21 protein-coding genes and 2 pseudogenes are annotated in these 22,266 nt (G+C 61.2%); 12 read left to right on the top strand and 11 right to left on the bottom strand.

The genetic code is table 11. The features are described from left to right. Positions 1-31: 31 nt before the first annotated feature. The 10 genes from hutH to AC3IX4_RS27320 all read left to right on the top strand — a co-directional run bounded on the left by hutH (position 32) and on the right by AC3IX4_RS27320 (position 13,016). Positions 32-1,570 carry a histidine ammonia-lyase gene (hutH, locus tag AC3IX4_RS27365; protein WP_489258418.1) on the top strand — a complete coding sequence of 513 codons (1,539 nt, stop codon included), beginning with the start codon at positions 32-34 and terminating at the stop codon, positions 1,568-1,570. A 40-nt stretch (positions 1,571-1,610) separates the two neighbouring features. Beyond that, on the top strand, positions 1,611-2,825 hold the full coding sequence (gene hutI, locus AC3IX4_RS27360) for an imidazolonepropionase (protein ID WP_489258417.1): 1,215 nt from the start codon (positions 1,611-1,613) through the stop codon (positions 2,823-2,825). 1 nt (position 2,826) lies between these two features. Beyond that, on the top strand, positions 2,827-3,630 hold the full coding sequence (hutG, locus tag AC3IX4_RS27355; protein WP_489258416.1) for an N-formylglutamate deformylase: 804 nt from the start codon (positions 2,827-2,829) through the stop codon (positions 3,628-3,630). 653 nt (positions 3,631-4,283) lie between these two features. Then, positions 4,284-5,255 (top strand): prolyl aminopeptidase, encoded by a 972-nt coding sequence (gene pip, locus AC3IX4_RS27350; protein WP_489258415.1) that lies wholly within the window; start codon positions 4,284-4,286, stop codon positions 5,253-5,255. Next, positions 5,252-5,689, top strand: coding sequence for a D-aminoacyl-tRNA deacylase (dtd, locus tag AC3IX4_RS27345; protein WP_489258414.1), 438 nt, complete (start codon positions 5,252-5,254; stop codon positions 5,687-5,689). The genes pip and dtd overlap by 4 nt, the downstream gene beginning before the upstream one ends. Before the next feature lie 264 nt (positions 5,690-5,953). Next, the gene (locus AC3IX4_RS27340) at positions 5,954-7,672 is read left to right on the top strand and encodes a glucan biosynthesis protein G (RefSeq protein WP_489258413.1); all 1,719 of its coding nucleotides are present in this window, start codon (positions 5,954-5,956) and stop codon (positions 7,670-7,672) included. After that, positions 7,665-10,259: a glucans biosynthesis glucosyltransferase MdoH gene (mdoH, locus tag AC3IX4_RS27335; RefSeq protein ID WP_489258412.1), complete on the top strand. Its 2,595-nt coding sequence runs from the start codon at positions 7,665-7,667 to the stop codon at positions 10,257-10,259. The genes AC3IX4_RS27340 and mdoH overlap by 8 nt, the downstream gene beginning before the upstream one ends. Before the next feature lie 230 nt (positions 10,260-10,489). Further along, positions 10,490-11,287 carry a transporter substrate-binding domain-containing protein gene (locus AC3IX4_RS27330; RefSeq protein ID WP_489261381.1) on the top strand — a complete coding sequence of 266 codons (798 nt, stop codon included), beginning with the start codon at positions 10,490-10,492 and terminating at the stop codon, positions 11,285-11,287. A gap of 39 nt (positions 11,288-11,326) precedes the next feature. Beyond that, positions 11,327-12,289, top strand: coding sequence for an amino acid ABC transporter permease (locus AC3IX4_RS27325; protein ID WP_489258411.1), 963 nt, complete (start codon positions 11,327-11,329; stop codon positions 12,287-12,289). Next, positions 12,282-13,016, top strand: a complete 735-nt coding sequence (locus tag AC3IX4_RS27320) for an amino acid ABC transporter ATP-binding protein (protein WP_489258410.1) — start codon at positions 12,282-12,284, stop codon at positions 13,014-13,016. Before AC3IX4_RS27325 ends, AC3IX4_RS27320 begins: the two co-directional genes overlap by 8 nt. Before the next feature lie 334 nt (positions 13,017-13,350). Here AC3IX4_RS27320 and AC3IX4_RS27315 read toward each other — a convergent pair whose 3' ends face one another. The 11 genes and pseudogenes from AC3IX4_RS27315 to ubiE all read right to left on the bottom strand — a co-directional run bounded on the left by AC3IX4_RS27315 (position 13,351) and on the right by ubiE (position 21,324). After that, complete coding sequence (locus AC3IX4_RS27315; RefSeq protein ID WP_489261380.1) at positions 13,351-14,064, bottom strand: methyl-accepting chemotaxis protein; 714 nt, start codon at positions 14,062-14,064, stop codon at positions 13,351-13,353. A 141-nt stretch (positions 14,065-14,205) separates the two neighbouring features. Beyond that, a pseudogene (locus AC3IX4_RS27310) lies at positions 14,206-15,156 on the bottom strand (methyl-accepting chemotaxis protein); the annotation flags it as partial. A gap of 206 nt (positions 15,157-15,362) precedes the next feature. After that, positions 15,363-16,070, bottom strand: a complete 708-nt coding sequence (locus tag AC3IX4_RS27305; protein WP_489258409.1) for a 16S rRNA (uracil(1498)-N(3))-methyltransferase — start codon at positions 16,068-16,070, stop codon at positions 15,363-15,365. Further along, a complete protein-coding gene (gene tatC, locus AC3IX4_RS27300; protein WP_489258408.1) occupies positions 16,067-16,855 on the bottom strand; it encodes a twin-arginine translocase subunit TatC in 789 nt (262 codons plus the stop codon). The genes AC3IX4_RS27305 and tatC overlap by 4 nt, the downstream gene beginning before the upstream one ends. After that, positions 16,852-17,238 (bottom strand): Sec-independent protein translocase protein TatB, encoded by a 387-nt coding sequence (tatB, locus tag AC3IX4_RS27295; RefSeq protein WP_489258407.1) that lies wholly within the window; start codon positions 17,236-17,238, stop codon positions 16,852-16,854. Before tatB ends, tatC begins: the two co-directional genes overlap by 4 nt. Positions 17,239-17,241: 3 nt before the next feature. Then, complete coding sequence (locus AC3IX4_RS27290; RefSeq protein ID WP_489258406.1) at positions 17,242-17,508, bottom strand: twin-arginine translocase TatA/TatE family subunit; 267 nt, start codon at positions 17,506-17,508, stop codon at positions 17,242-17,244. A gap of 21 nt (positions 17,509-17,529) precedes the next feature. Next, the gene (locus tag AC3IX4_RS27285) at positions 17,530-17,859 is read right to left on the bottom strand and encodes a phosphoribosyl-ATP diphosphatase (RefSeq protein WP_489258405.1); all 330 of its coding nucleotides are present in this window, start codon (positions 17,857-17,859) and stop codon (positions 17,530-17,532) included. A 1-nt stretch (position 17,860) separates the two neighbouring features. After that, positions 17,861-18,253 (bottom strand): phosphoribosyl-AMP cyclohydrolase, encoded by a 393-nt coding sequence (gene hisI, locus AC3IX4_RS27280; protein ID WP_489258404.1) that lies wholly within the window; start codon positions 18,251-18,253, stop codon positions 17,861-17,863. 72 nt (positions 18,254-18,325) lie between these two features. Next, on the bottom strand, positions 18,326-19,933 hold the full coding sequence (gene ubiB, locus AC3IX4_RS27275; protein ID WP_489258403.1) for a ubiquinone biosynthesis regulatory protein kinase UbiB: 1,608 nt from the start codon (positions 19,931-19,933) through the stop codon (positions 18,326-18,328). After that, positions 19,930-20,554 (bottom strand): annotated as a pseudogene (locus AC3IX4_RS27270) (ubiquinone biosynthesis accessory factor UbiJ). The gene ubiB and the pseudogene AC3IX4_RS27270 overlap by 4 nt, the downstream one beginning before the upstream one ends. After that, a complete protein-coding gene (ubiE, locus tag AC3IX4_RS27265; RefSeq protein ID WP_489258402.1) occupies positions 20,554-21,324 on the bottom strand; it encodes a bifunctional demethylmenaquinone methyltransferase/2-methoxy-6-polyprenyl-1,4-benzoquinol methylase UbiE in 771 nt (256 codons plus the stop codon). The pseudogene AC3IX4_RS27270 and the gene ubiE overlap by 1 nt, the downstream one beginning before the upstream one ends. Positions 21,325-21,454: 130 nt before the next feature. Here ubiE and AC3IX4_RS27260 point away from each other — a divergent pair, with 130 nt between their 5' ends. Further along, a complete protein-coding gene (locus AC3IX4_RS27260; protein ID WP_489258401.1) occupies positions 21,455-21,730 on the top strand; it encodes a polyhydroxyalkanoic acid system family protein in 276 nt (91 codons plus the stop codon). A 107-nt stretch (positions 21,731-21,837) separates the two neighbouring features. After that, a complete protein-coding gene (locus AC3IX4_RS27255) occupies positions 21,838-22,260 on the top strand; it encodes a phasin family protein (protein ID WP_489258400.1) in 423 nt (140 codons plus the stop codon). Positions 22,261-22,266 lie beyond the last annotated feature (6 nt).

Genomic DNA, 22,266 nt, shown 5'->3' with positions numbered 1-22,266 from the left:
CGACACTCTCTTCAAGCAGCTTTCAAGGAATATGAATGTGACTGAATTGACGCTCAAACCTGGCACCCTGACCCTGGCCCAACTGCGCGCCATCTACCGTCAGCCGGTGCAAATCAAGCTTGATGCCAGCGCCGCCAAGCCCATTGATGACAGCGTGGCTTGTGTGGAGAAGATCCTGGCCGAAAACCGTACCGCCTACGGCATCAACACCGGCTTTGGCCTGCTGGCCTCGACCCGGATTGCCAGCAGCGATCTGGAAAACCTGCAGCGCTCGCTGGTGCTGTCCCACGCCGCTGGCGTCGGCGCGCCCATTGATGACGCGCTGGTGCGCCTGATCATGGTGCTCAAGGTCAATAGCCTCAGCCGAGGGTTTTCTGGCATCCGCCGCCAAGTGATCGACGCGCTGATTGCGCTGATCAATGCCGAGGTTTACCCGCACATTCCCCTCAAGGGCTCGGTCGGGGCTTCCGGTGACCTGGCGCCGCTGGCGCACATGTCGCTGGTACTGCTGGGCGAGGGCAAGGCGCGTTACCAGGGCCAATGGTTGCCAGCCACCGAAGCACTGGCGGTGGCCGGCTTGAAACCGCTGACACTGGCAGCCAAAGAGGGCCTGGCGCTGCTCAACGGTACCCAGGTTTCCACCGCTTATGCCTTGCGCGGCCTGTTTGAAGGCGAAGACCTGTTCGTCGGGGCCCTGGCCTGCGGTGCGCTGACGGTTGAGGCCGTATTGGGTTCGCGCTCGCCGTTCGATGCTCGCATCCACGCTGCCCGTGGCCAGCGTGGCCAGATCGACGCGGCTGCCTGCTACCGTGAGCTGCTGGGCGAGCGCAGTGAAGTGTCCGAGTCGCACCGCAACTGCGACAAGGTCCAGGACCCGTATTCGCTGCGTTGCCAGCCGCAAGTCATGGGCGCCTGCCTGACCCAGTTCCGCCAGGCCGCCGACGTGCTGGCCATCGAGGCCAACGCTGTGTCGGATAACCCGCTGGTGTTCGCCGCTGAAGGCGATGTGATTTCCGGTGGTAACTTCCACGCCGAGCCCGTGGCGATGGCCGCCGACAACCTGGCCCTGGCTATCGCCGAAATCGGCTCGCTCAGCGAGCGCCGGATTTCCTTGATGATGGACAAACACATGTCCCAGCTGCCGCCATTCTTGGTGGCCAATGGCGGGGTCAACTCGGGCTTCATGATTGCCCAGGTGACCGCTGCGGCGCTGGCCAGCGAAAACAAAGCGCTGGCTCACCCTCACAGCGTCGACAGCCTGCCGACCTCGGCCAACCAGGAAGACCACGTGTCGATGGCCCCTGCGGCCGGCAAGCGTCTCTGGGAAATGGCCGACAACGTGCGCGGCATCCTGGCGGTCGAATGGCTGGCCGCGTGCCAGGGCCTGGACCTGCGTGATGGCCTGAAAACCTCCAGTAAACTCGAACAGGCCCGTCAGGCCCTGCGTGCCAAGGTGCCGTTCTATGAAAAGGACCGCTTCTTCGCACCCGATATCGAGGCCGCGAGCCAGTTGCTGGCCACCGGTATCTTGAACACTTTGGTGCCCGCCCAGGTTCTTCCTAGCCTGTGACCGACACCTTTTTTAACTGCGAGACACCCTGGAGCCCCGAATGAAAACGCTCTGGCAAAACTGCCACGTCGCGACCATGGCCAACGGCAGCTACTCGATCATCGAAGATGCAGCCATCGTGACCCGCGGTCGCATTATCGAGTGGATCGGTCCGCGTGGCGGCCTGCCAGCCCTTGAAACCGACGAAAACATCGACCTGGGCGGCGCCTGGGTCACGCCGGGCCTGATCGACTGCCACACCCACACGGTGTTCGGCGGCAACCGCAGCGGTGAATTCGAGCAGCGCCTGCAAGGCGTCAGCTATGCTGAAGTCGCCGCTGCCGGTGGTGGGATTGCCAGCACCGTGCGAGCGACCCGTGCAGCCACCGAGGACGAATTGTTCAGCAGCGCTTCGCGGCGTTTGCGCAGCCTGCTCAACGATGGTGTCACCACGGTCGAGATCAAGTCCGGGTACGGCCTGGATCTGGACAACGAGCGCAAGATGCTCAAAGTCATTCGCCGCCTGGGGGCTGAGTTGCCAGTGACAGTGCGTAGCACTTGCCTGGCCGCGCACGCCATGCCGCCGGAGTTCGCGGGTCGACCTGACGACTACATCAGTCATATCTGCGACCAAATGCTGCCAGCGCTGGCCGAAGAAGGGCTGGTGGATGCGGTTGATGCCTTCTGCGAGTACCTGGCGTTTTCGCCAGAGCAGGTCGAGCGGGTATTTATCGCAGCCCGAGAGCTGGGCTTGCCGGTCAAACTGCACGCCGAACAGCTATCCTCACTGGCGGGTTCAAGCCTGGCGGCGCGCTACCAGGCACTGTCGGCCGACCATCTGGAGTTCATGACAGAGGACGACGCCATTGCCATGGGGGCTGCCGGCACAGTGGCAGTGCTGTTGCCAGGGGCGTTCTATTTCCTGCGCGAAACCCAACTGCCGCCGATGGAAGCGTTGCGCAAGCACGGTGTTAAAATCGCCATCGCCAGCGACCTCAACCCTGGCACCTCGCCAGTATTGTCCTTGCGCCTGATGCTCAACATGGCTTGCACCTTGTTTCGCATGACGCCGGAAGAAGCCCTGGCAGGGGTTACACTACACGCCGCCACCGCCCTTGGGCTGGGCAGCAGCCATGGCTCGCTGGAAGTCGGCAAAGTGGCGGACTTCGTCGCCTGGAACATCGAGCGCCCAGCTGACCTGGCCTATTGGCTGGGCGGTGATGTGCAAAAGCGCGTGGTCCAGCACGGCGTGACTGTTTTGAATCAGGAGGTATAGCGTGGACAAGGTATTCAATTTTCATCAAGGCCAGGTGCCACTGCTGATCAGCATGCCCCATGCTGGCTTGCGCCTGACCCCGTCGGTCAAGGCGGGGCTGATCGACGAGGCCCAAAGCCTGCCCGATACCGACTGGCACATCCCCCAGCTGTATGACTTCGCCAAGGAGATGGGGGCGAGCATTCTCTCGGCTGACTATTCGCGCTTCGTGATTGACCTCAACCGCCCTGAAGACGACAAACCGCTCTATGCAGGCGCCACCACCGGCCTGTTCCCGGCGACTTTATTCGAGGGCGTGCCACTGTTTCGCGAAGGTCAGGCGCCGTCTGCCCAAGAGCGTGCCACTTACCTGAAAGACATCTGGGGCCCTTACCACCAGACCCTACGCAACGAACTGGACCGCCTGCGCAACCAGTTCGGCTACGCCGTGCTCTGGGATGCCCACTCGATCCGGGCGACCATCCCGCACCTGTTCGACGGCACCTTGCCGGATTTCAACCTGGGGACCTTCAATGGCGCCAGTTGCGATGCGCAGTTGGCCGAGCAGCTGGAAGCCTTTTGCGCCAAGGCCGAGGGTTATACCAGCGTGCTCAACGGCCGCTTCAAGGGTGGGCATATCACGCGTCACTATGGCGACCCGGCCAACCATATCCATGCCGTACAGCTGGAACTGGCACAGAAAACCTACATGGAAGAATTCGAGCCGTTCCGCTATCGCGAAGACCTGGCCAAGCCGACCCAGCAAGTGCTCAAGGGTTTGCTGCAAGCGGTGCTAGCGTGGGGCAGTCAGCGCTACCCAGGCTAACCCTGTGTAGGAGCCGGCTTTAGCCGCGATGAACGCGCCTCGGTTTGCCTGATACACCGCGGTGAGGCTATCGCAGCATAGGTATCTACACATCTTTTGGCGTACTGCATTTCGTAGCAGTGGACGAGTAGAACGAGGCCACGTCCGGCTGCGCAGCAGTAGTAAAACCTGGCACTTCAGTTTTTCAGATACACCGCGAGTACAGGCTTTGCGAGGACTACGTCCCCGGACGTGGCCTCGCTGAGCTCGTCTACTGCTACGAATGTAGCCGCTGACGAGGTACGAGGCTGCGATCGGCAGCGAAGCGGCCGTAAAACCTGAGACCGTAATCCATCAGGCACCCCGAAGGGCCTGAATTTACGACGGCTTCGCCGCCGATCGCAGCCTCGTACCTCGGCAGCGGCTACAAGAGCCGCGCTGCCCCAGAGTTGTGTAGATACCTATGGCTATCGCAGCCAAGGCTGGCTCCTACACGGGCCTGTAGGAGCTGGGCTTGCCCGCGATGAACGCGATGCGGTCTGCCTGATACTCCGCGGTGAGGCCATCGCGACCAAGGTCTGCTCCTACAGTGATTCTGCTTGCGTCGATGCATTCTCCGCGTATTCGGGTTTATCATGCCCCACGGCAGAAATAATCCCCCTACGGAGCGCGTAATGCAGACTTTGTACCCGCAGATCAAACCCTACGCCCGGCACGATCTGGCCGTGGAAGAGCCGCATGTGCTGTATGTCGATGAGAGCGGTTCGCCGAAAGGTCTGCCAGTGGTGTTCATTCACGGTGGCCCGGGGGCTGGTTGCGATGCACAAAGCCGCTGCTATTTCGACCCCAACCTGTATCGCATCATCACTTTCGATCAGCGTGGTTGTGGCCGTTCCACACCCCATGCCAGCGTCGAGAACAACACCACCTGGGATCTGGTCGCGGACATGGAGCGGATCCGCCAGCATCTGGGCATTGAGAAATGGGTGCTGTTCGGCGGTTCCTGGGGCTCGACCCTGGCGCTGGCCTACGCCCAGACCCACCCCGAGCATGTGCATGGCTTGATCCTGCGTGGCATCTTCCTGTGCCGCCCCCAGGAAATCGAGTGGTTCTACCAGGCCGGCGCCAGCCGTATGTTCCCCGATTACTGGCAGGACTACATCGCGCCGATCCCGCAGGATGAGCGCCATGACTTGGTCAAGGCCTTCCACAAGCGCCTGACCGGCAACGACCAGATCGCCCAGATGCATGCCGCCAAGGCCTGGTCCACCTGGGAAGGTCGTACCGCTACCCTGCGCCCCAACCCGCTGGTGGTCGATCGTTTCTCCGAGCCGCAACGGGCCTTGTCCATCGCCCGCATCGAATGCCACTACTTCGTCAACAATGGCTTCCTTGAAGCGGATCAACTGATCCGCGACATGCCAAAAATCGCCCACCTGCCTGCCGTGATCGTGCACGGTCGCTATGACGTGATCTGCCCGCTGGACAACGCCTGGGAGTTGCACCAGGCCTGGCCGAACAGCGAGCTGAAGGTGATTCGCGACGCCGGTCACGCCGCCTCCGAACCCGGCATTACCGATGCCCTGGTGCGCGCCGCCGATCAGATGGCCCGCCGCCTGCTCGACCTGCCACTCGAAGAAGCATGAGAGGGCTGCTGCAGCGCGTGCGCGGCGCGCGAGTCGAGGTCGATGGCAAAATCGTAGGCGCCGTCGACCAGGGTTTGTTGGTGCTGGTTGCCGTGGAACCACAGGATTCGCGTGCCAGCGCCGACAAACTCCTGCATAAGCTGCTTAACTATCGAGTGTTCTCGGATGAGCAGGGCAAGATGAATCGCTCGCTCAAGGACATCGGCGGCGGCTTGCTGCTGGTGTCCCAGTTCACCCTGGCTGCCGATACCCAGAACGGCTTGCGCCCCAGCTTTTCGACGGCCGCCCCACCGGCCCTCGGCGCCGAGTTGTTCGACTACCTGTTGAGCCAGGCGAGGTCACTGCATGACCTGGTCGCCAGCGGGGAATTTGGTGCCGACATGCAGGTGCATCTGGTCAACGATGGCCCGGTAACATTTTTGTTACAAACATAAGTGTCAGAAAAACCCCCATATCCCCAAAAACCGGGGGTTTTTCGTACAAATACTTGCTTGCCCCTGATGCGTTGTAACGCGACCTACTAGATAATCGCGCGCCATGGGGATCGGCGATCGTTGATCCGTTTTTGTGAACACTCGAGCCTTGTCTGGATCCGTTGGGGAATCATTGCGTCCTTTCGGAGTCCGAACAATGCTCGCCAACCCGGCAAACGACAGCTGGCCGTTGGTTCTTTGATCTGATTTCGGCGAGGGTTGCTCGTGATTGTTAGTCTCTGTAATGCACCAAGAACCCCCGGTAAACGCCTGCGCAGCGTCCTGCTGGCAGGGTCTACGCTGTTTTGCCTGCTCGGCGCTGGCCAGCTCTGGGCATTCAACCTTGATGACGTAGCGGCCAAGGCAAAAGTCCTGGCTGGGCAGAAGTACGAAGCGCCTAAAAGCAATCTGCCGAGCGAATTTCGTGACATGAAGTTCGCCGACTACCAGAAAATCCGCTTTTTGAACGAAAAAGCCGAGTGGGCCAACGACAAGACGCCGTTCAAGCTGTCGTTCTACCACCAGGGCATGCACTTCGACACGCCGGTGAAAATCAACGAAGTCACCGCCAATAGCGTCGAACAGATCAAATACGATCCGAGCCGTTTCGACTTCGGTGACGTCAAGTTCGACCCCAAGGCCACCGAAAAGCTCGGCTATGCCGGTTTCCGCGTGCTCTACCCGATCAACAAGGCTGACAAGCAAGACGAAATCATGACCTTGCTGGGTGCCAGTTACTTCCGTGTCATCGGCAAGGGCCACGTTTATGGCCTGTCTGCTCGTGGCCTGGCCATCGACACAGCGCTGCCGTCGGGCGAAGAATTCCCGCGTTTTACCGAATTCTGGGTCGAGAAGCCCAAGCCTACCGACAAGCATTTGGTGATCTACGCGCTGCTCGATTCGCCGCGCTCCACGGGCGCCTATCGCCTGATCGTGCGTCCTGGCAGCGACACCATCGTCGACGTCAAGTCCAAGGTCTACCTGCGTGACCATGTCAGCCGCCTGGGCATCGCGCCGCTGACCAGCATGTTCCTGTTCGGCACCAATCAGCCGTCCAAGGTGCTGAACTACCGTCACGAGCTGCACGACTCCGAAGGCCTGTCGATCCATGCCGGTAATGGCGAGTGGATCTGGCGCCCGCTGAACAATCCGAAGCACCTGGCCGTGAGCAACTTCAGCGTCGAGAACCCGCGTGGTTTCGGCCTGCTTCAGCGTAACCGCGACTTCGGCCGCTTCGAAGACCTCGACGACCGTTACGAAAAGCGCCCAAGCGCCTGGATCGAACCGCGTGGCGACTGGGGCCGTGGCACCGTCGATCTGGTAGAGATTCCGACAGCTGACGAAACCAACGACAATATCGTGGCCTTCTGGAGCCCTGAAAAGCTGCCAGAGCCTGGCCAGGAAACGGAGTTCAGCTACCGCCTGCACTGGACCATCGACGAAGCGGCGTTGCACGCCCCTGACTTGGCCTGGGTCAAGCAGACCCTGCGCTCGACTGGCGATGTGAAGCAGTCCAACCTGATCCGCCAGCCAGACGGTAGCGTGGCGTTCCTGGTTGACTTCGAAGGCCCGGTGCTCAAGGCCTTGCCTGAAGATGCCGCGGTACGCAGCCAGGTTAGCGTGAGCGATAACGCGGAGCTTGTGGAAAACAACCTGCGCTACAACCCCGAGACCCAAGGCTGGCGCCTGACCCTGCGCCTGAAGGTCAAGGACCCGAGCAAATCGGTGGAAATGCGCGCCGCGCTGGTCAAGGACCTGCCACCGGCAGCCCCGACCAAGGCAGAAAAAGCCGCAGCCAAGCAGGTGGCGGCCAAGGCCGACAAGAAGGCCGAGAAGCCAACCGAGCAGCCCGCTACCGAGGCTGCACCCACTTCTGGGGAACCGACCAAGACCGAACAGGTCCTAACCGAGACCTGGAGCTATCAGTTGTCTGCCGATGAGTAATTCTCAAGCTACGCCAGTGTCTCTGAACGAGTACCTGGCACACCTGCCACTGAGCGAGGAGCAGCGGGCCGAATTGGCCAGCTGCAAGTCGTTCAGTGAGCTGCACGCACGGCTGTCTTCGCAGCCGTTCAGTGACGAAGCCGACGCCGCCCAAGCGTCGGTGGGCACGCGCCTGACGCTCAACAGCGCAGCCGAGCTTGAAGAGGCCGAGATGCTCGACCTCGACGCTGCTGGCCGTGTCCGGCTCAAGGCCGCGCCCCCGATCCACCGTACCCGGGTCATCCCGGAGCCATGGCGCACCAACATTTTGGTGCGCATTTGGCGCCGCCTGACCGGGCGCACCAACGCGCCGACACCCAAGCTTGAGCGTGACCGCGAACTGCGCGAACTACCGCCAGCCCGCTGGCGCTGGGTCGGCTCGATGCGCCGATACATCCTGCTGATCCTGATGCTCGGCCAGACCATCGTTGCCGGCTATTACATGAAAGGCATCATGCCGTACCAAGGCTGGTCGTTCGTCGACCTCGACGAAGTGCTGCACCAGCCGCTGCTACAAACGGCCCAGCAGGTGCTGCCGTATGCCCTGCAGACCAGCATCCTGATCATGTTCGGTATCTTGTTCTGCTGGGTGTCGGCGGGTTTCTGGACCGCCCTGATGGGCTTTCTCGAACTGCTGACCGGGCGCGACAAGTACCGTATCTCCGGGGCCAGCGCGGGTAACGAGCCAATCGAGGCCGGGGCGCGTACAGCCATCGTCATGCCGATCTGCAACGAAGACGTGCCACGGGTATTTGCCGGTTTGCGCGCGACCTTCGAGTCCGTGGCCGCCACAGGCGATCTGGATCGCTTTGACTTCTTTGTGCTCAGCGACACCAATGACACCGATATCGCCGTGGCTGAGCAACAGGCCTGGCTGGACGTCTGCCGCGAGAGCAAAGGCTTCGGTCGCATCTTCTATCGCCGCCGTCGCCGCCGGGTAAAACGCAAAAGCGGTAACCTGGACGACTTCTGCCGTCGTTGGGGCAGCGAGTACCGCTACATGGTGGTGCTCGACGCCGACAGCGTCATGAGCGGTGAGTGCCTCACCAGCCTTGTGCGATTGATGGAAGCGACCCCGGACGCCGGGATCATCCAGACCGCGCCAAAAGCTTCGGGCATGGATACGCTGTATGCACGCATGCAGCAGTTCGCCACCCGCGTCTATGGCCCTCTGTTTACCGCCGGCCTGCACTTCTGGCAGTTGGGTGAATCCCACTACTGGGGCCACAACGCGATCATCCGCATGAAGCCCTTTATCGAGCACTGCGCTTTGGCGCCGCTGCCGGGTAAAGGTGCTTTTGCGGGCGCCATCCTTTCCCACGACTTCGTTGAAGCAGCGCTGATGCGCCGTGCCGGCTGGGGCGTATGGATTGCCTACGATCTGCCAGGCAGCTATGAAGAACTGCCGCCCAACCTGCTTGATGAACTCAAGCGCGACCGGCGCTGGTGCCACGGCAACCTGATGAACTTCAGGCTGTTCCTGGTCAAAGGCATGCACCCGGTACACCGTGCGGTATTCCTGACCGGGGTGATGTCCTACCTGTCAGCGCCCTTGTGGTTCCTGTTCCTGGTGCTGTCGACGGCGTTGCTGGCGGTCAACACGCTGATGGAACCGCAGTACTTCCTGGAGCCGCGCCAGCTGTACCCGCTGTGGCCGCAATGGCACCCGGACAAGGCCATCGCCCTGTTCTCCACCACCATCGTGTTGCTGTTTTTGCCCAAGTTGCTCAGCATCATTCTGATCTGGGCCAAGGGCGCGACCGAGTATGGCGGGCGCTTGAAGGTGACCGTGTCGATGCTGCTGGAGATGCTGTTCTCCATGCTGTTGGCGCCGGTGCGGATGCTGTTCCACACCCGTTTCGTGCTCGCCGCGTTCCTGGGCTGGGCCGCGACCTGGAACTCGCCGCAGCGTGACGACGACTCCACCTCCTGGGGTGAAGCGGTGCGTCGCCATGGCCCGCAAACCTTGCTGGGTGCGGCCTGGGCCCTCTTGGTGGCTGCGCTGAACCCAAGCTTCCTGTGGTGGCTGGTGCCGATTGTAGGCTCGCTGATGTTGTCGATCCCGGTGTCAGTGATCTCCAGCCGTGTGAACCTGGGCCTGCGCGCCAAGGACGAGAAGCTGTTCCTGATCCCTGAGGAATACGCCACGCCACACGAGCTGCTGGCGACCGACCAGTACACCCACGAAAACCGTTGGCATGCGCTCAAGGATGGTTTCGTGCGGGCCGTGGTCGACCCTCAGCAAAACGCCCTGGCCTGTGCCCTGGCGACGGCTCGTCATGGTCAGGCGGAGCCTGTGGAATGGCTGCGTGCCGAACGCATCCGGCATGCCCTGAAAGTGGGGCCAGAGCAGCTGGAAGGGCCGATTCGCCTGGCCTTGCTCAGCGACCCGGTGGCACTGGCGCGCTTGCATGCGCTGGTCTGGAGCGAAGGGCATGAGGCCTGGCTGAGCGTCTGGCGCCAGTCCATCGAGGAGGACCCGCATTCGCCTCTGTTGCCGCTACACCCTGAGCCGGTGGCGATACCCACCCACCTGGCAAACGCCTGAAAACAGCGCCCTTGAGCCTTTGGCCAAGGGCGCTGTCGTTTTGGAAGGGTTTTCTCTGTCTTTGGCTGGAGAAATTTCCGACATGAATAAGCAACAAAGTCCCCTCCAACCTTTGTACTGCTCGGCGAGTACGTTAGCATCGCATCCCGAAACGATACGCCCGGCGTCTTTTCGCCAAGCGGCGAGGAAGGCGTATCCAAAAAAATTAAGTTTTGCAGGGGATGGTGATGATTAAAAAGTATCTGTCGAGGCTGCTGCTGGGCGTAACCGCCTTGGCCTGCGTAAGCGCCGCACAAGCGGGTGCCATCGACGAAGCGGTCAAGCGCGGCACCTTGCGGGTCGGCATGGACCCCACCTACATGCCGTTCGAAATGACCAACAAGCGCGGTGAAATCATCGGCTTTGAAGTGGACCTGCTCAAGGCCATGGCCAAGTCCATGGGCGTGAAGCTGGAGCTGGTTTCCACCAGCTATGACGGCATCATTCCGGCGCTGTTGACCGACAAATTCGACATGATCGGCAGCGGCATGACCCTGACTCAGGAACGCAACCTGCGCCTGAACTTCAGCGACCCCTTCATCGTGGTCGGCCAGACCCTGCTGATCCGCAAGGAGCTGGCAGACAAGGTCAAATCCTATAAAGACCTGAACAGCGCCGAATACCGCATTACCTCCAAGCTGGGCACTACCGGTGAAATGGTTGCCAAGAAGCTGATCGCCAAAGCCCAATACCATGGCTACGACAATGAGCAGGAAGCGGTCATGGACGTGGTCAACGGCAAGGCTGATGCCTTCATCTACGATGCGCCGTACAACGTGGTGGCGGTCAACAAGGTCGGCAACGGCAAGCTGCTGTTCCTGGACAAGCCGTTCACCTACGAGCCGCTGGCTTTTGGCCTGAAGAAGGGCGACTACGACAGCCTCAACTGGATCAACAACTTCCTGCGTCAGGTTCATGAAGACGGCACCTACGATCGTATTCATGACAAGTGGTTCAAAGACACCGCCTGGCTCAAGGAAATGGAATAAGGCTTGATGCCTTGCTCCAAGCACTGACGGAAACCCCCTGTGATCAAACACAAAAAAGCCCAGTGGCCCTGGCACGGGCTGACAGCGCTGGTCCTGATTGGCCTGGCCTTCAGCCTGTATATCGCGACCACCTCGATTTCCTATGAGTGGCGCTGGAGCCGTGTCCCGCAGTACTTCGCCTACCAGGCTGAAGAGGCCCAGCGGGCCGCGGGCTATGGCACCGTTGAAAGCATCGTCCAGAAAGGCGCGAGCAGCACCGTCACGCTTCGTGACGAAGACGGCGCCGAGCAGGTCCTCGACGTCGACACCGCCAGCCTGCAGTTGGCCAAGGGCGACGATGTGGCCGAAGGCGATGTGGTCGGCGTGACCCACCACTGGGCAGCTGGCCCGCTGGCCTGGGGCTTGTGGACCACGGTGTGGATTTCCGTCGCCTCCGGCGTGCTGGGATTGTTGATCGGGCTGTTTGCCGGCCTTTGCCGGCTGTCCAACAACCCGACCCTGCGTTACCTGTCGACGGTGTACGTGGAGCTGGTGCGCGGCACGCCGTTGCTGGTGCAGATTTTCATCTTCTACTTCTTTATCGGCACGGTGCTGAACCTGTCCCGGGAGTTTGCCGGGGTGGCCGCATTGGCGTTGTTTACTGGCGCCTACGTGGCCGAAATCGTGCGCGCCGGGGTGCAGTCGATTGCCCGCGGCCAGAGCGAGGCAGCCCGCTCCCTGGGGCTTAATGCTGGCCAGTCGATGCGCCATGTGATCTTGCCGCAGGCCTTCAAGCGCGTACTGCCGCCGCTGGCCGGGCAGTTCATCAGTCTGGTCAAGGACACTTCGTTGGTGTCGGTGATTGCCATTACCGAGCTGACCAAGAGCGGGCGCGAGGCGATCACCACCTCGTTCTCGACCTTCGAGATCTGGTTCTGCGTGGCCGGCCTTTATCTGCTTATCAACCTGCCGCTGTCGCACATCGCCAGCCGGCTTGAACGGAGGCTCGCGCAAAGTGATTGAAGTTCGCGATCTGGTAAAAGTCTTCGATACCCGTGGGCAGGTGGTGCGGGCGGTAGATCATGTCAGCACTCATGTCTCCAAGGGTGAAGTGCTGGTCGTGCTGGGGCCCTCGGGCTCGGGCAAGTCGACCTTCCTGCGTTGCCTGAACGGCCTGGAGGCGTTTGATGAGGGCTCGGTGAGCATCGACGGCCTACGCCTGGATGACCCGAAAACTGACATCAACGCTTACCGTCGTGAAGTCGGGATGGTGTTCCAGCATTTCAATCTGTTCCCGCACATGACCGTGCTGGAAAACCTCTGCCTGGCTCAGAAAGTCGTGCGCAAGCGCGGCAAGAAAGAGCGTGAAGAAAAGGCGCGGATGCTGCTGGAGAAGGTCGGCATCGGCCAGAAGGCCAATGAGTTTCCGTCACGCTTGTCCGGTGGCCAGCAGCAGCGCGTTGCTATCGCGCGGGCGCTGGCAATGGACCCGAAAGTGATGCTGTTTGACGAGCCGACTTCGGCGCTCGACCCGGAAATGGTCGGTGAAGTGCTGGACGTGATGAAGAAGCTGGCCGAAGAAGGCATGACCATGGTCTGCGTCACCCACGAAATGGGCTTTGCCCGTGAAGTGGCGGACCGGGTGCTGTTCTTCGACCATGGCAAGTTGCTGGAAGACTCGCCGCCTGAGACCTTCTTCGAATCGCCAAAAGACCTGCGCGCCCAGGCGTTTTTGCGCCAAGTGCTGTAATCGCTGGACCACCGCGGTGTGCCTGATACACCGCGGCGCTTTCATCGCAGGTAAACCTTGCTCCTACAGCCGCGATGAACACACCGCGGTGTGGCCATCGCAGCATAGGTATCTACACATCTTTTGGCGTACTGCTACGAATGTAGCCGCTGACGAGGTACGAGGCTGCGATCGGCAGCGAAGCGGCCGTAAAACCTGAGACCGTAATCCATCAGGCACACCGAAGGGCCTGAATTTACGACGGCTTCGCCGCCGATCGCAGCCTCGTACCTCGGCAGCGGCTACAAGAGCCGCGCTGCCCCAGAATTGTGTAGATACCTATGGCCATCGCAGGTTAGACGCGGAAGCGGCCGACCAACCCTTGCAGATGCGTCCCCAACCGCGCCAGCTCAACGCTGGAGGCGGCGGTTTGTTCACTGGCTGAAGCGGTCTGGTCAGAAATATCGCGCACGTTCATCACGCTGCGGTTCACTTCCTCGGCAACGCTGCTTTGCTGCTCGGCCGCGGCGGCGATCTGTTGGTTCATGGCCTGGATCGCGGAGACGGTGTGGGTGATGGTGTCCAGCGCGGTCCCGGCACGGCGGGTCAGCTCGACGCTGCTGTCGGTCAGTTCGCGGCTGCTGTCCATGGCGCTGGCCACCTGTTGGGTGCCGTGTTGCAAACCAGCAATCAGCGCTTCGATTTCTTCGGTGGACTTCTGCGTGCGCTGGGCCAGGCTGCGCACTTCATCAGCCACCACGGCAAAACCACGCCCGGCCTCGCCGGCCCGAGCCGCTTCGATCGCGGCGTTCAGCGCCAGCAGGTTGGTTTGTTCGGCCACTGACTTGATCACATCGAGCACGCTGCCGATCTTGCCACTTTCGTGCTTGAGCTGATTCATGGCATCGGTGGAATGGCCCATTTCAGCGGCCAGGCGCTCGATCTGGCGAATCGCCTCACTGACCACCTTGTCGCCCTCGCGGGCTTGCTGGTCGGCGGCTACGGTGGCTTCGGAAGCCTCTTCGGCGTTGCGCGCCACTTCCTGTACCGTGGCGGTCATCTCGTTCATGGCCGTGGCGACCTGATCGGTCTCGATCTTCTGATTGTTGACCCCGGCGCGGGTCTGCTCGGTCACGGCCGAGAGTTCTTCGGCAGCGCTGGCGATTTGGGTGACGCCAGCGCCAATACCCCCAATAAGCTCGCGCAGGTTGTGGGTCATGCGCTGGATGCTGCGTTGCAATTGACCCATTTCATCACGGCGCTCGACCTTGAGGTCATGGCTCAAGTCGCCACCGGCCACGCGCTCCACCTCGTCCAGGGTCTGGCGCAGAGGGATCACGATCTGGCGGGTAATGGCCCATGCCGAGATCACACCCAACAGCAACGCCAGCGCCGTGACCAGGGCCAGCGTATTACGGGCGCTGGCGGAGTTGGTGTCGCGCACTTGGGTTTGCGAGGCGGTGAGCTCTTTGCTCATGTCCAGCAGCGTCGTGCCCTGGCCTTGCATGCGGGCCATTGCCTGGGCACTCGCCTGTTGGGCATCGCTGAGCTCAACAACCGCCTGCCGATAGGCCGCCAAGTCGCCAGCGGCCTCGCTCAGGGCGTCAGCGTACTCACTCGGTATTTTCTCTGGCAGGGTCTTGAGCCCGATAATGGCGTGATCCACGGCGTCCAGGGCGCCTTGTTTGTGTTCGCTATCGCCGCTGTAGGCGTAGCCGCGCACCTGATAGCGTGCCTGCTGTATCCGCTTGCCCACCTCGCTGACACTGTTGAACTGGCTCAGGCTATCGCCGTGCAGCAGGGTGTTCTCGATCTGGCTGATGAGCTGCACAGCGTGGTCAGCACTTTCACCCAGATTGAAACGGGCGGCTTCACGGCGCTGGTCAGCCTGGACCAGGTCCTTGAAGTCGCGACGGTATTCGCTGAGAGCGGCCGCTTGTTTGTCCAGTCGAGCGAGGTCCTGGGGCTGTTCAATGCGGGTGCGCAGGTTTTGCACACGCTTTTCCAGATCGTCGACCACCTTGGTGACGGCTCCGGCGTTCTCGGGTGTGGTGTTTTGGGTATACGCGAAGCGGTTGAGCCGCAGCGTCTGGGCCAGATCGACAAGGTCGGAAATGGCGCCGAGGGTGTCGCCGCGCTTGATCACGGCGTTCAGTCCCATCCAGCCGGTGGCCGTAATGAGCAGCGTAAGCATCAACACCAGGCCGAAGCCAATGCCAAGTTTGAGGTTGACGCTAACATTTCCAAGCTTTCGGGCGGACCAACGGTACATGGCAGAGACTCCTTGCGCGAAACCGGCACAGGTTATTGTTTTATTAACCTGTATGTCGGCCCGCGCGGAGAAAACTGAAGTCCGGCAGGGTAAATTCAGAACAATCGGGCGAGCAGAGCGGTCACTGCGGTTTCGACGCGAAGGATGCGCTCACCCAACTGCACCGGGTTGAGGCCTGATTTGCCCAGCAAGTCGATCTCATAGGGGATCCAGCCGCCTTCCGGGCCGATGGCCAGGGTTACCGATGTGTCCAGGCCGCGGGGGCAGGCGGGGTAGTTGCCGGGGTGGCCGACCAACCCGAGGGTGCCCTCAACCATGGCGGGCAGGCGGTCTTCGACGAAGGGCTTGAAGCGCTTTTCGATGATGACTTCGGGCAGGCGTGTATCCCGAGCCTGTTCAAGCCCCAGGATCAATTGCTCGCGAATGGCGGCCGGTTCCAGGAAGGGGGTTTGCCAGAAGCTTTTCTCGACCCGGTAGCTGTTCACCAACACCACCTTGGGCACGCCCATGGCCGCGACGGTTTGCAGCACCCGACGCAGCATCTTCGGCCTTGGCAGGGCCAATACCAGCGTTAGCGGCAGCTTGGCCGGTGGCGGCTGGTCGAAGGCCACCTGCAGCTCGGCCTCGTGGCCCTCCAGGCGCACGACCTGGGCCTGGCCCATCAAACCGTTGATCTGTCCAACACGCATTGAGTCACCGACTTCGCTGCGGTGAACTTCCTGCATATGGGTAAAGCGGCGATCGCGCAGGATCACCCGGTCGGCCGCCACAAAGTCGGCCTCCTCGAGTAACAGCAGGTTCATGGCAACGTCGCAGGCGGTTGCGGATTGCCGTCAGAGTCGGTCTCGTCATGCTCGCCGCGCTTGCGGATCAGACCGCTAAACAGAATGCCGATCTCGAACAGCAGCCACATGGGCACGGCCAGCAGCGTCTGGGAGAAGATGTCGGGCGGCGTCAGGATCATGCCCACCACAAAGCAGCCGATGACCACGTACGGGCGAATCTTCTTCAGGTATTTGACATCGACCACGCCGATCCACACCAGCAGCACCACCGCGACCGGAATTTCGAAGGCCACGCCGAACGCAAAGAACAGCGTCATGACGAAATCCAGGTAACTGGCGATATCCGTCATCATTGCCACGCCGTCGGGGGTGGCATGGGCGAAGAACTTGAAGATCAGCGGGAACACCAGGAAATAGGCAAAGGCCATCCCGGCGTAGAACAGGAAAATACTCGAGACCAGCAACGGCACCGCGATGCGCTTTTCGTGCTTGTACAGGCCCGGAGCGATAAAGCCCCAGATCTGATGCAGGATCAGCGGGATCGACAGAAACAGCGCCACCATCATGGTCAGCTTGAATGGCGTCAGGAAGGGCGAGGCGACGTCGGTGGCGATCATCGTCGCGCCTACCGGCAGGTACTCACGCAGCGGCGCGGACACCAGGGTGTAGATCTGCTGTGCGAAGGAAAACAGCCCGGCGAAGATCAGGAAGATGACCGCCACACAGCGCAACAGGCGCGTGCGCAGCTCGGTAAGGTGCGAAACCAGCGGCATTTGCTGGTCGTTTTCCGGGATTTCGCTCATGAGGCTCGCGGTGACTGTTGGGTGTCGGTGGGGGAAGGGGAGGCGGGCGCGGGCGCCGAGGGCACAGCTTCAGTGCCGGCTACGGTAGGCACTGCAGTAGCGTCCTGGCCGGTGACCGGTGGTTGCGCTTCGACCTGCTGCGGGTTGAAGATCTTGCGAGCCTCTTGCTCCATCGACAGGATGTGCTCGTTATGCAACTGGCGACGAATCTCGTCGGCACCGATCTCGCGCTCCACTTCCTGCTTGATGGCATTGAAACTGCGCTTTAGCCGGCCGATCCACAGGCCTGCGGTGCGTGCGGCACCGGGCAGGCGCTCGGGGCCGAGTACCAGCAGGGCCACCAGGCCCACGAGCAGCAGTTCACTGAAGCTGATCCCGAACATTTATCAGTCTTTCCTGATCGGCTCTTCGACCTTGTGCGCCTGGCCGTCGATGGTTTGCGGCGAGTTCAGCGGCGAAGAGGCCTGTGGGTTGACCGGCTGCACCGGGGATACCGGCGGTTCAGCAGGTTTTTCTTCATCGTTCATGGCCTTGCGAAAGCCCTTGATCGACTCGCCAACGTCGGTGCCGAGGCTTTTGAGCTTCTTGGTACCGAACACCAGCACCACGACAACCAGAATGACGACCCAGTGTTTCCAGTCAAAAATACCCATGCTGCAACTCCTAGTGAATGTTCAGGGCTGACGTGCGGCTTTTTCAGCATGCCCGGAAAGACCAAAACGGCGGTCCAGCTCATCGAGCACAGCCTGTGGATGCTGGCCCAAGGCAGACAGCATCACCAGGCTGTGGAACCACAGATCGGCGGTTTCGTAGATCACGTCGCTGCAGTCACCGCTGATAGCGGCGTCCTTGGCGGCGATGATGGTTTCGACCGACTCTTCGCCGACCTTTTCCAGAATTTTGTTCAAGCCCTTGTGGTACAAGCTGGCGACATAGGAACTGTCGGCATCGGCGCCTTTGCGCGATTCCAGCACTTGGGCCAGGCGGGTCAGGGTGTCGCTCATGTCAGTGTCCTGCTGAGTAAATGGCGTTCGGGTCCTTGAGGACCGGGTCGACGGTTTTCCATTCGCCGTTCTCGTGAACGCGATAGAAACAGCTTTCGCGGCCGGTATGGCACGCGATATGACCGACCTGTTCGACCATCAGAATGATCACGTCGGCGTCGCAGTCCAGGCGCATTTCGTGCAAATGCTGCACATGCCCGGACTCTTCGCCTTTGCGCCACAGTTTGCCACGCGAACGTGACCAGTAGATGGCGCGGTTCTCAGCGGCAGTCAAGACCAGCGCCTCGCGGTTCATCCAGGCCATCATCAATACGCGCCCGGTCTTGTGATCCTGGGCAATGGCCGGGACCAGGCCATTGGCATCCCATTTGATCTCGTCCAGCCAGTCTTTCATCTTCGACTCCGAAACCGAGTTCGATCCTGCGCCGAACTCTTGCCCTAGTGTGCCAGCCGCACAAGCAACTGGCTATCGACGTGCGATCAGATAAACGCCCGCGCCCAGCATGACCCAGGCCGGCCAGGCGGCCAGCGTGGTGGCGGCGCCACTGGTCGCCGCCACCGTGGCGCCGGCCGCCATCAACACCCCGCCCAGCAGGCGCAGGGCACGGCTGTCGGCCGGCTGCTTGCGGGACAGTGGCGGGTCTTCGGCGTGGGGATGGGACAGGCGTTCGAGCAGATCGCGGGTCATGTTGGCCAAGTGTGGCAGTTGCTCGACCTGGCTCTGAACGTTCTGAAACAACGATTTGGGGCTGACCCGGTCACGCATCCAGCGTTCCAGGAACGGCTGGGCGGTGCTCCACAGGTCCAGGTCAGGGTACAGCTGGCGGCCCAGGCCTTCGATATTGAGCAGGGTTTTCTGCAGCAACACCAGTTGCGGCTGCACTTCCATATTGAAGCGCCGGGCGGTCTGGAACAGGCGCATCAACACCTGGCCGAAGGAGATGTCCTTGAGCGGTTTTTCGAAGATGGGCTCGCACACGGTGCGAATCGCCGCTTCGAATTCATTGAGCTTGGTTTCTGCCGGTACCCAGCCAGAATCGATGTGCAACTGCGCCACGCGGCGGTAGTCGCGCTTGAAAAAGGCGAACAGGTTGCGGGCCAGATAGTCCTGGTCCTGCGGGGTGAGGCTGCCGACGATGCCGCAGTCGATCGCGATGTACTGCGGGCTCCAGGGCTGCACGGTGCTGACAAAGATGTTGCCGGGGTGCATATCGGCATGGAAAAAACTGTCGCGAAAGACTTGGGTGAAAAAGATCTCGACGCCGCGCTCGGCCAGCAGTTTCATGTCGGTGCGTTGGTCGGCCAGGGTCGCAAGGTCGGTGACCTGGACCCCGTAGATACGCTCCATCACCAGCACTTTGGGGCGGCACCAGTGCCAGTAGACCTGGGGCACGTACATCAGTGGCGAACCTTCGAAGTTGCGCCGCAACTGGCTGGCGTTGGCGGCCTCGCGGAGCAGGTCGAGTTCGTCGTAGATGGTTTTCTCGTAGTCCAGGACCACATCCACCGGGTGCAGCAAACGGGCGTCGGCCGATAGGCTCTCGGCCATGCGTGCCAGCAAAAACAGCCAGGCCAGGTCCTGGGCGATGATCGGCTTGAGGCCTGGGCGCACGACCTTGACCACCACCTCTTCGCCGCTCTTGAGCTGCGCGGCATGGACTTGCGCCACCGAGGCAGACGCCAGCGGCTCGACATCGAAGCGGCTGAAGACCTCGCTGACCGATGCGCCCAGCTGCTCCTCGATCAGCTTGACCGACAGCTTGGGATCGAACGGAGGTACCTGATCTTGCAGGCGCATCAGCTCATCGGCGATGTCCTCGGGCAGCAGGTCGCGGCGGGTCGAGAGCAGTTGGCCGAACTTGATGAAGATCGGCCCCAAATCCTGCAGCGCCAGGCGCAGGCGTGTGCCGCGGCTCAGGTCCAGTGGCTTGCGTGGCAGCCAGCGCCAGGGCATGACAAAGCGTGTCGCCATCAGCCACCAGGGCAGGGGCAGGGCGAACAGCAGGTCATCGAGACGGTAGCGGATCACGACGCGCTGGATGCGTAACAGACGGCGGACAGCAAGCAGCTTCATGCGTTATCGCTTGGTTTCAAGGGATCGGGCGAGGCGCTCAATACGCGCCTCGAGGCGTTCTACATCGAGTTTGAGCTCGTCGAGCTCACTGAAGCGCGCTTCAGCTTCACGTTGGCCGACCAGGGCCCGGGCCTCTTCACTGAGGTATTCGGACAGGTTCTGGTTGAGGCTGGCCAGGCTTTGCCGTGTCCAGTTGGCCCCGCTGCGCACATGCCCACTGAACAACTGGGTGGCGACCGGGCCGATCCAGCGCGACAGCTCGAACTCCCAATCCAGCTCCAGGTCCTGCAGCACGGCCACCAGGTCAAGCAGTGCGGCGCTGTCGCCTTCCAGCTCGACCTGCGGGCTGTGCAGCACCGCGCTCTTGTCCTTGCTCAGGGCCAGTTGTATCAGGCTGCTGGCCGGGGCGCGCAGGGTGCAATCGGCATCGGTTGCCCAGTGACCGGCCAACATCAGGCCGTCTTCATCGGGCAGGATGAACACCTGCAGGGACGGGCTGCGGCAGTCGATCGCAATCACCTTGCCCTCCAGCGCTTGCAGGCGCGGCAGGGCAGTGCTGTCCATGCGCAAGACACGATTGAGGCCGTGTTCGACGCTGGCGAGGATGCCGCCCAACAGCATCAGGGCTTGATACCGCGGTGCAGGGCGACGATGCCGGAAGTCATGTTGTGGTAGGTCACGCGGTCGAAGCCGGCGTCGACCATCATGGCCTTGAGCGTCTCCTGGTCGGGGTGCATGCGGATCGACTCAGCCAGGTAACGGTAGCTTTCCGAATCGTTGGTGATCAACTTGCCGGCCAGCGGCATGAACGCGAACGAGTAGGCGTCGTAGACCTTGGACATCACCTTGTTGGTGGGCTTGGAGAACTCCAGCACCAGCAGGCGGCCACCGGGCTTGAGCACGCGCAACATCGAGCGCAGGGCGTCTTCCTTATGGGTGACGTTGCGAAGGCCAAAGGCGATGGTCACGCAGTCGAAGTGGTTATCGGGGAACGGCAGCTTTTCGGCATCGGCCTGGACGAACTCGATATTGCCAGCCACGCCGACGTCCAGCAGGCGGTCACGACCGACCTTGAGCATCGAGGCGTTGATGTCAGCCAGGACGACCTGGCCAGTCGGGCCGACCAGATGGGAGAACTTGCGGGCCAAGTCGCCCGTGCCACCGGCGATGTCCAGTACCCGATTGCCCTGGCGAACGCCGGACAGCTCGATGGCAAAGCGCTTCCAGAGGCGATGCATGCCGACGGACAACACGTCGTTCATCAGGTCGTACTTGGCGGCGACCGAGTGAAACACCTCGGCGACCTTTTCGGCCTTCTGACTTTCCGGCACATTCTTGTAGCCGAAGTGAGTGGTGGGTTCGGCATCGCTGCCTTTGCGCTGATCGTTCATTTCGCTTCACCGGAAAAAATTACCGGCCATTCTAATCCCGGTGGCCGGCTTTGTCTTGGCGGATGGCTCGTCGGACGTTCCGGGATACTATAGGCGGCATACAGCATCACTTTTAATCAGGATACCGTGCATGACCCAGATCAGTGTCGAACGCAAACACAGCCTCGGCCGCGACGCCGCCCGCCAGAAAGCCGAAGCGCTGGTGGAAAAACTGTCGAAGGAGTACGACCTCAAGGCCCAGTGGAACGGCGATACCGTAGAGGTCAAGCGCAGCGGTGCCAACGGCACCATTCGCATTGGTGAAGACAGCATCAAGGTCGAACTTAAGCTTGGGATGATGCTGTCGATGATGGGGGGCACCATCAAGTCCGAGATCGAGCGGGCCTTGGACAAAGCGCTGGTTTGACCCTGACCTTAGGGTGCCCATTCTAATTTTTGTCATTAACTTGTGCTCCAAGCCTCGGATCTGAAGAGGTCGTTCCTCAATATCTTCCCTAGCGTGAGGTGCAAGGCATGGCCAAGGTTTCTCTGAAAAAGACAGTCAAGGTGCCCACGGGCGCCATCGGTGAGGCGCGTAGCTACGCGCGTCGTATCTGGTTGGCAGGCCTGGGCGCTTACGCCCGTGTCGGCCAGGAAGGCGCCGAATACGTCAAGGAATTGATCAAGGCGGGTGAAGCGGTCGAGCAAGACGGCAAGAAGCGCATCGATCATGAGCTGGATGCGGCAAACAACGAAATCGAGTCGGTCAAAAGCAGCGTGACCAGCGTCAAGGGCAAGGTCGAAGTGCAACTGGACAAGATCGAGAAAGCCTTCGACAGCCGGGTGGCCAGCGCCTTGAATCGCATCGGTATTCCTTCCAAGCATGATGTCGAGACACTCTCTGCTAAGCTCGATGAGCTGACGGCATTGCTCGAACGTGCCGCGGATAAACAGTAAGGAGAG

It is taken from the genome of Pseudomonas sp. KH_021, from assembly GCF_057838865.1.
Note: the sequence above shows the minus strand (reverse complement) of the source record. Positions and strands in the feature narration are given on the sequence as shown.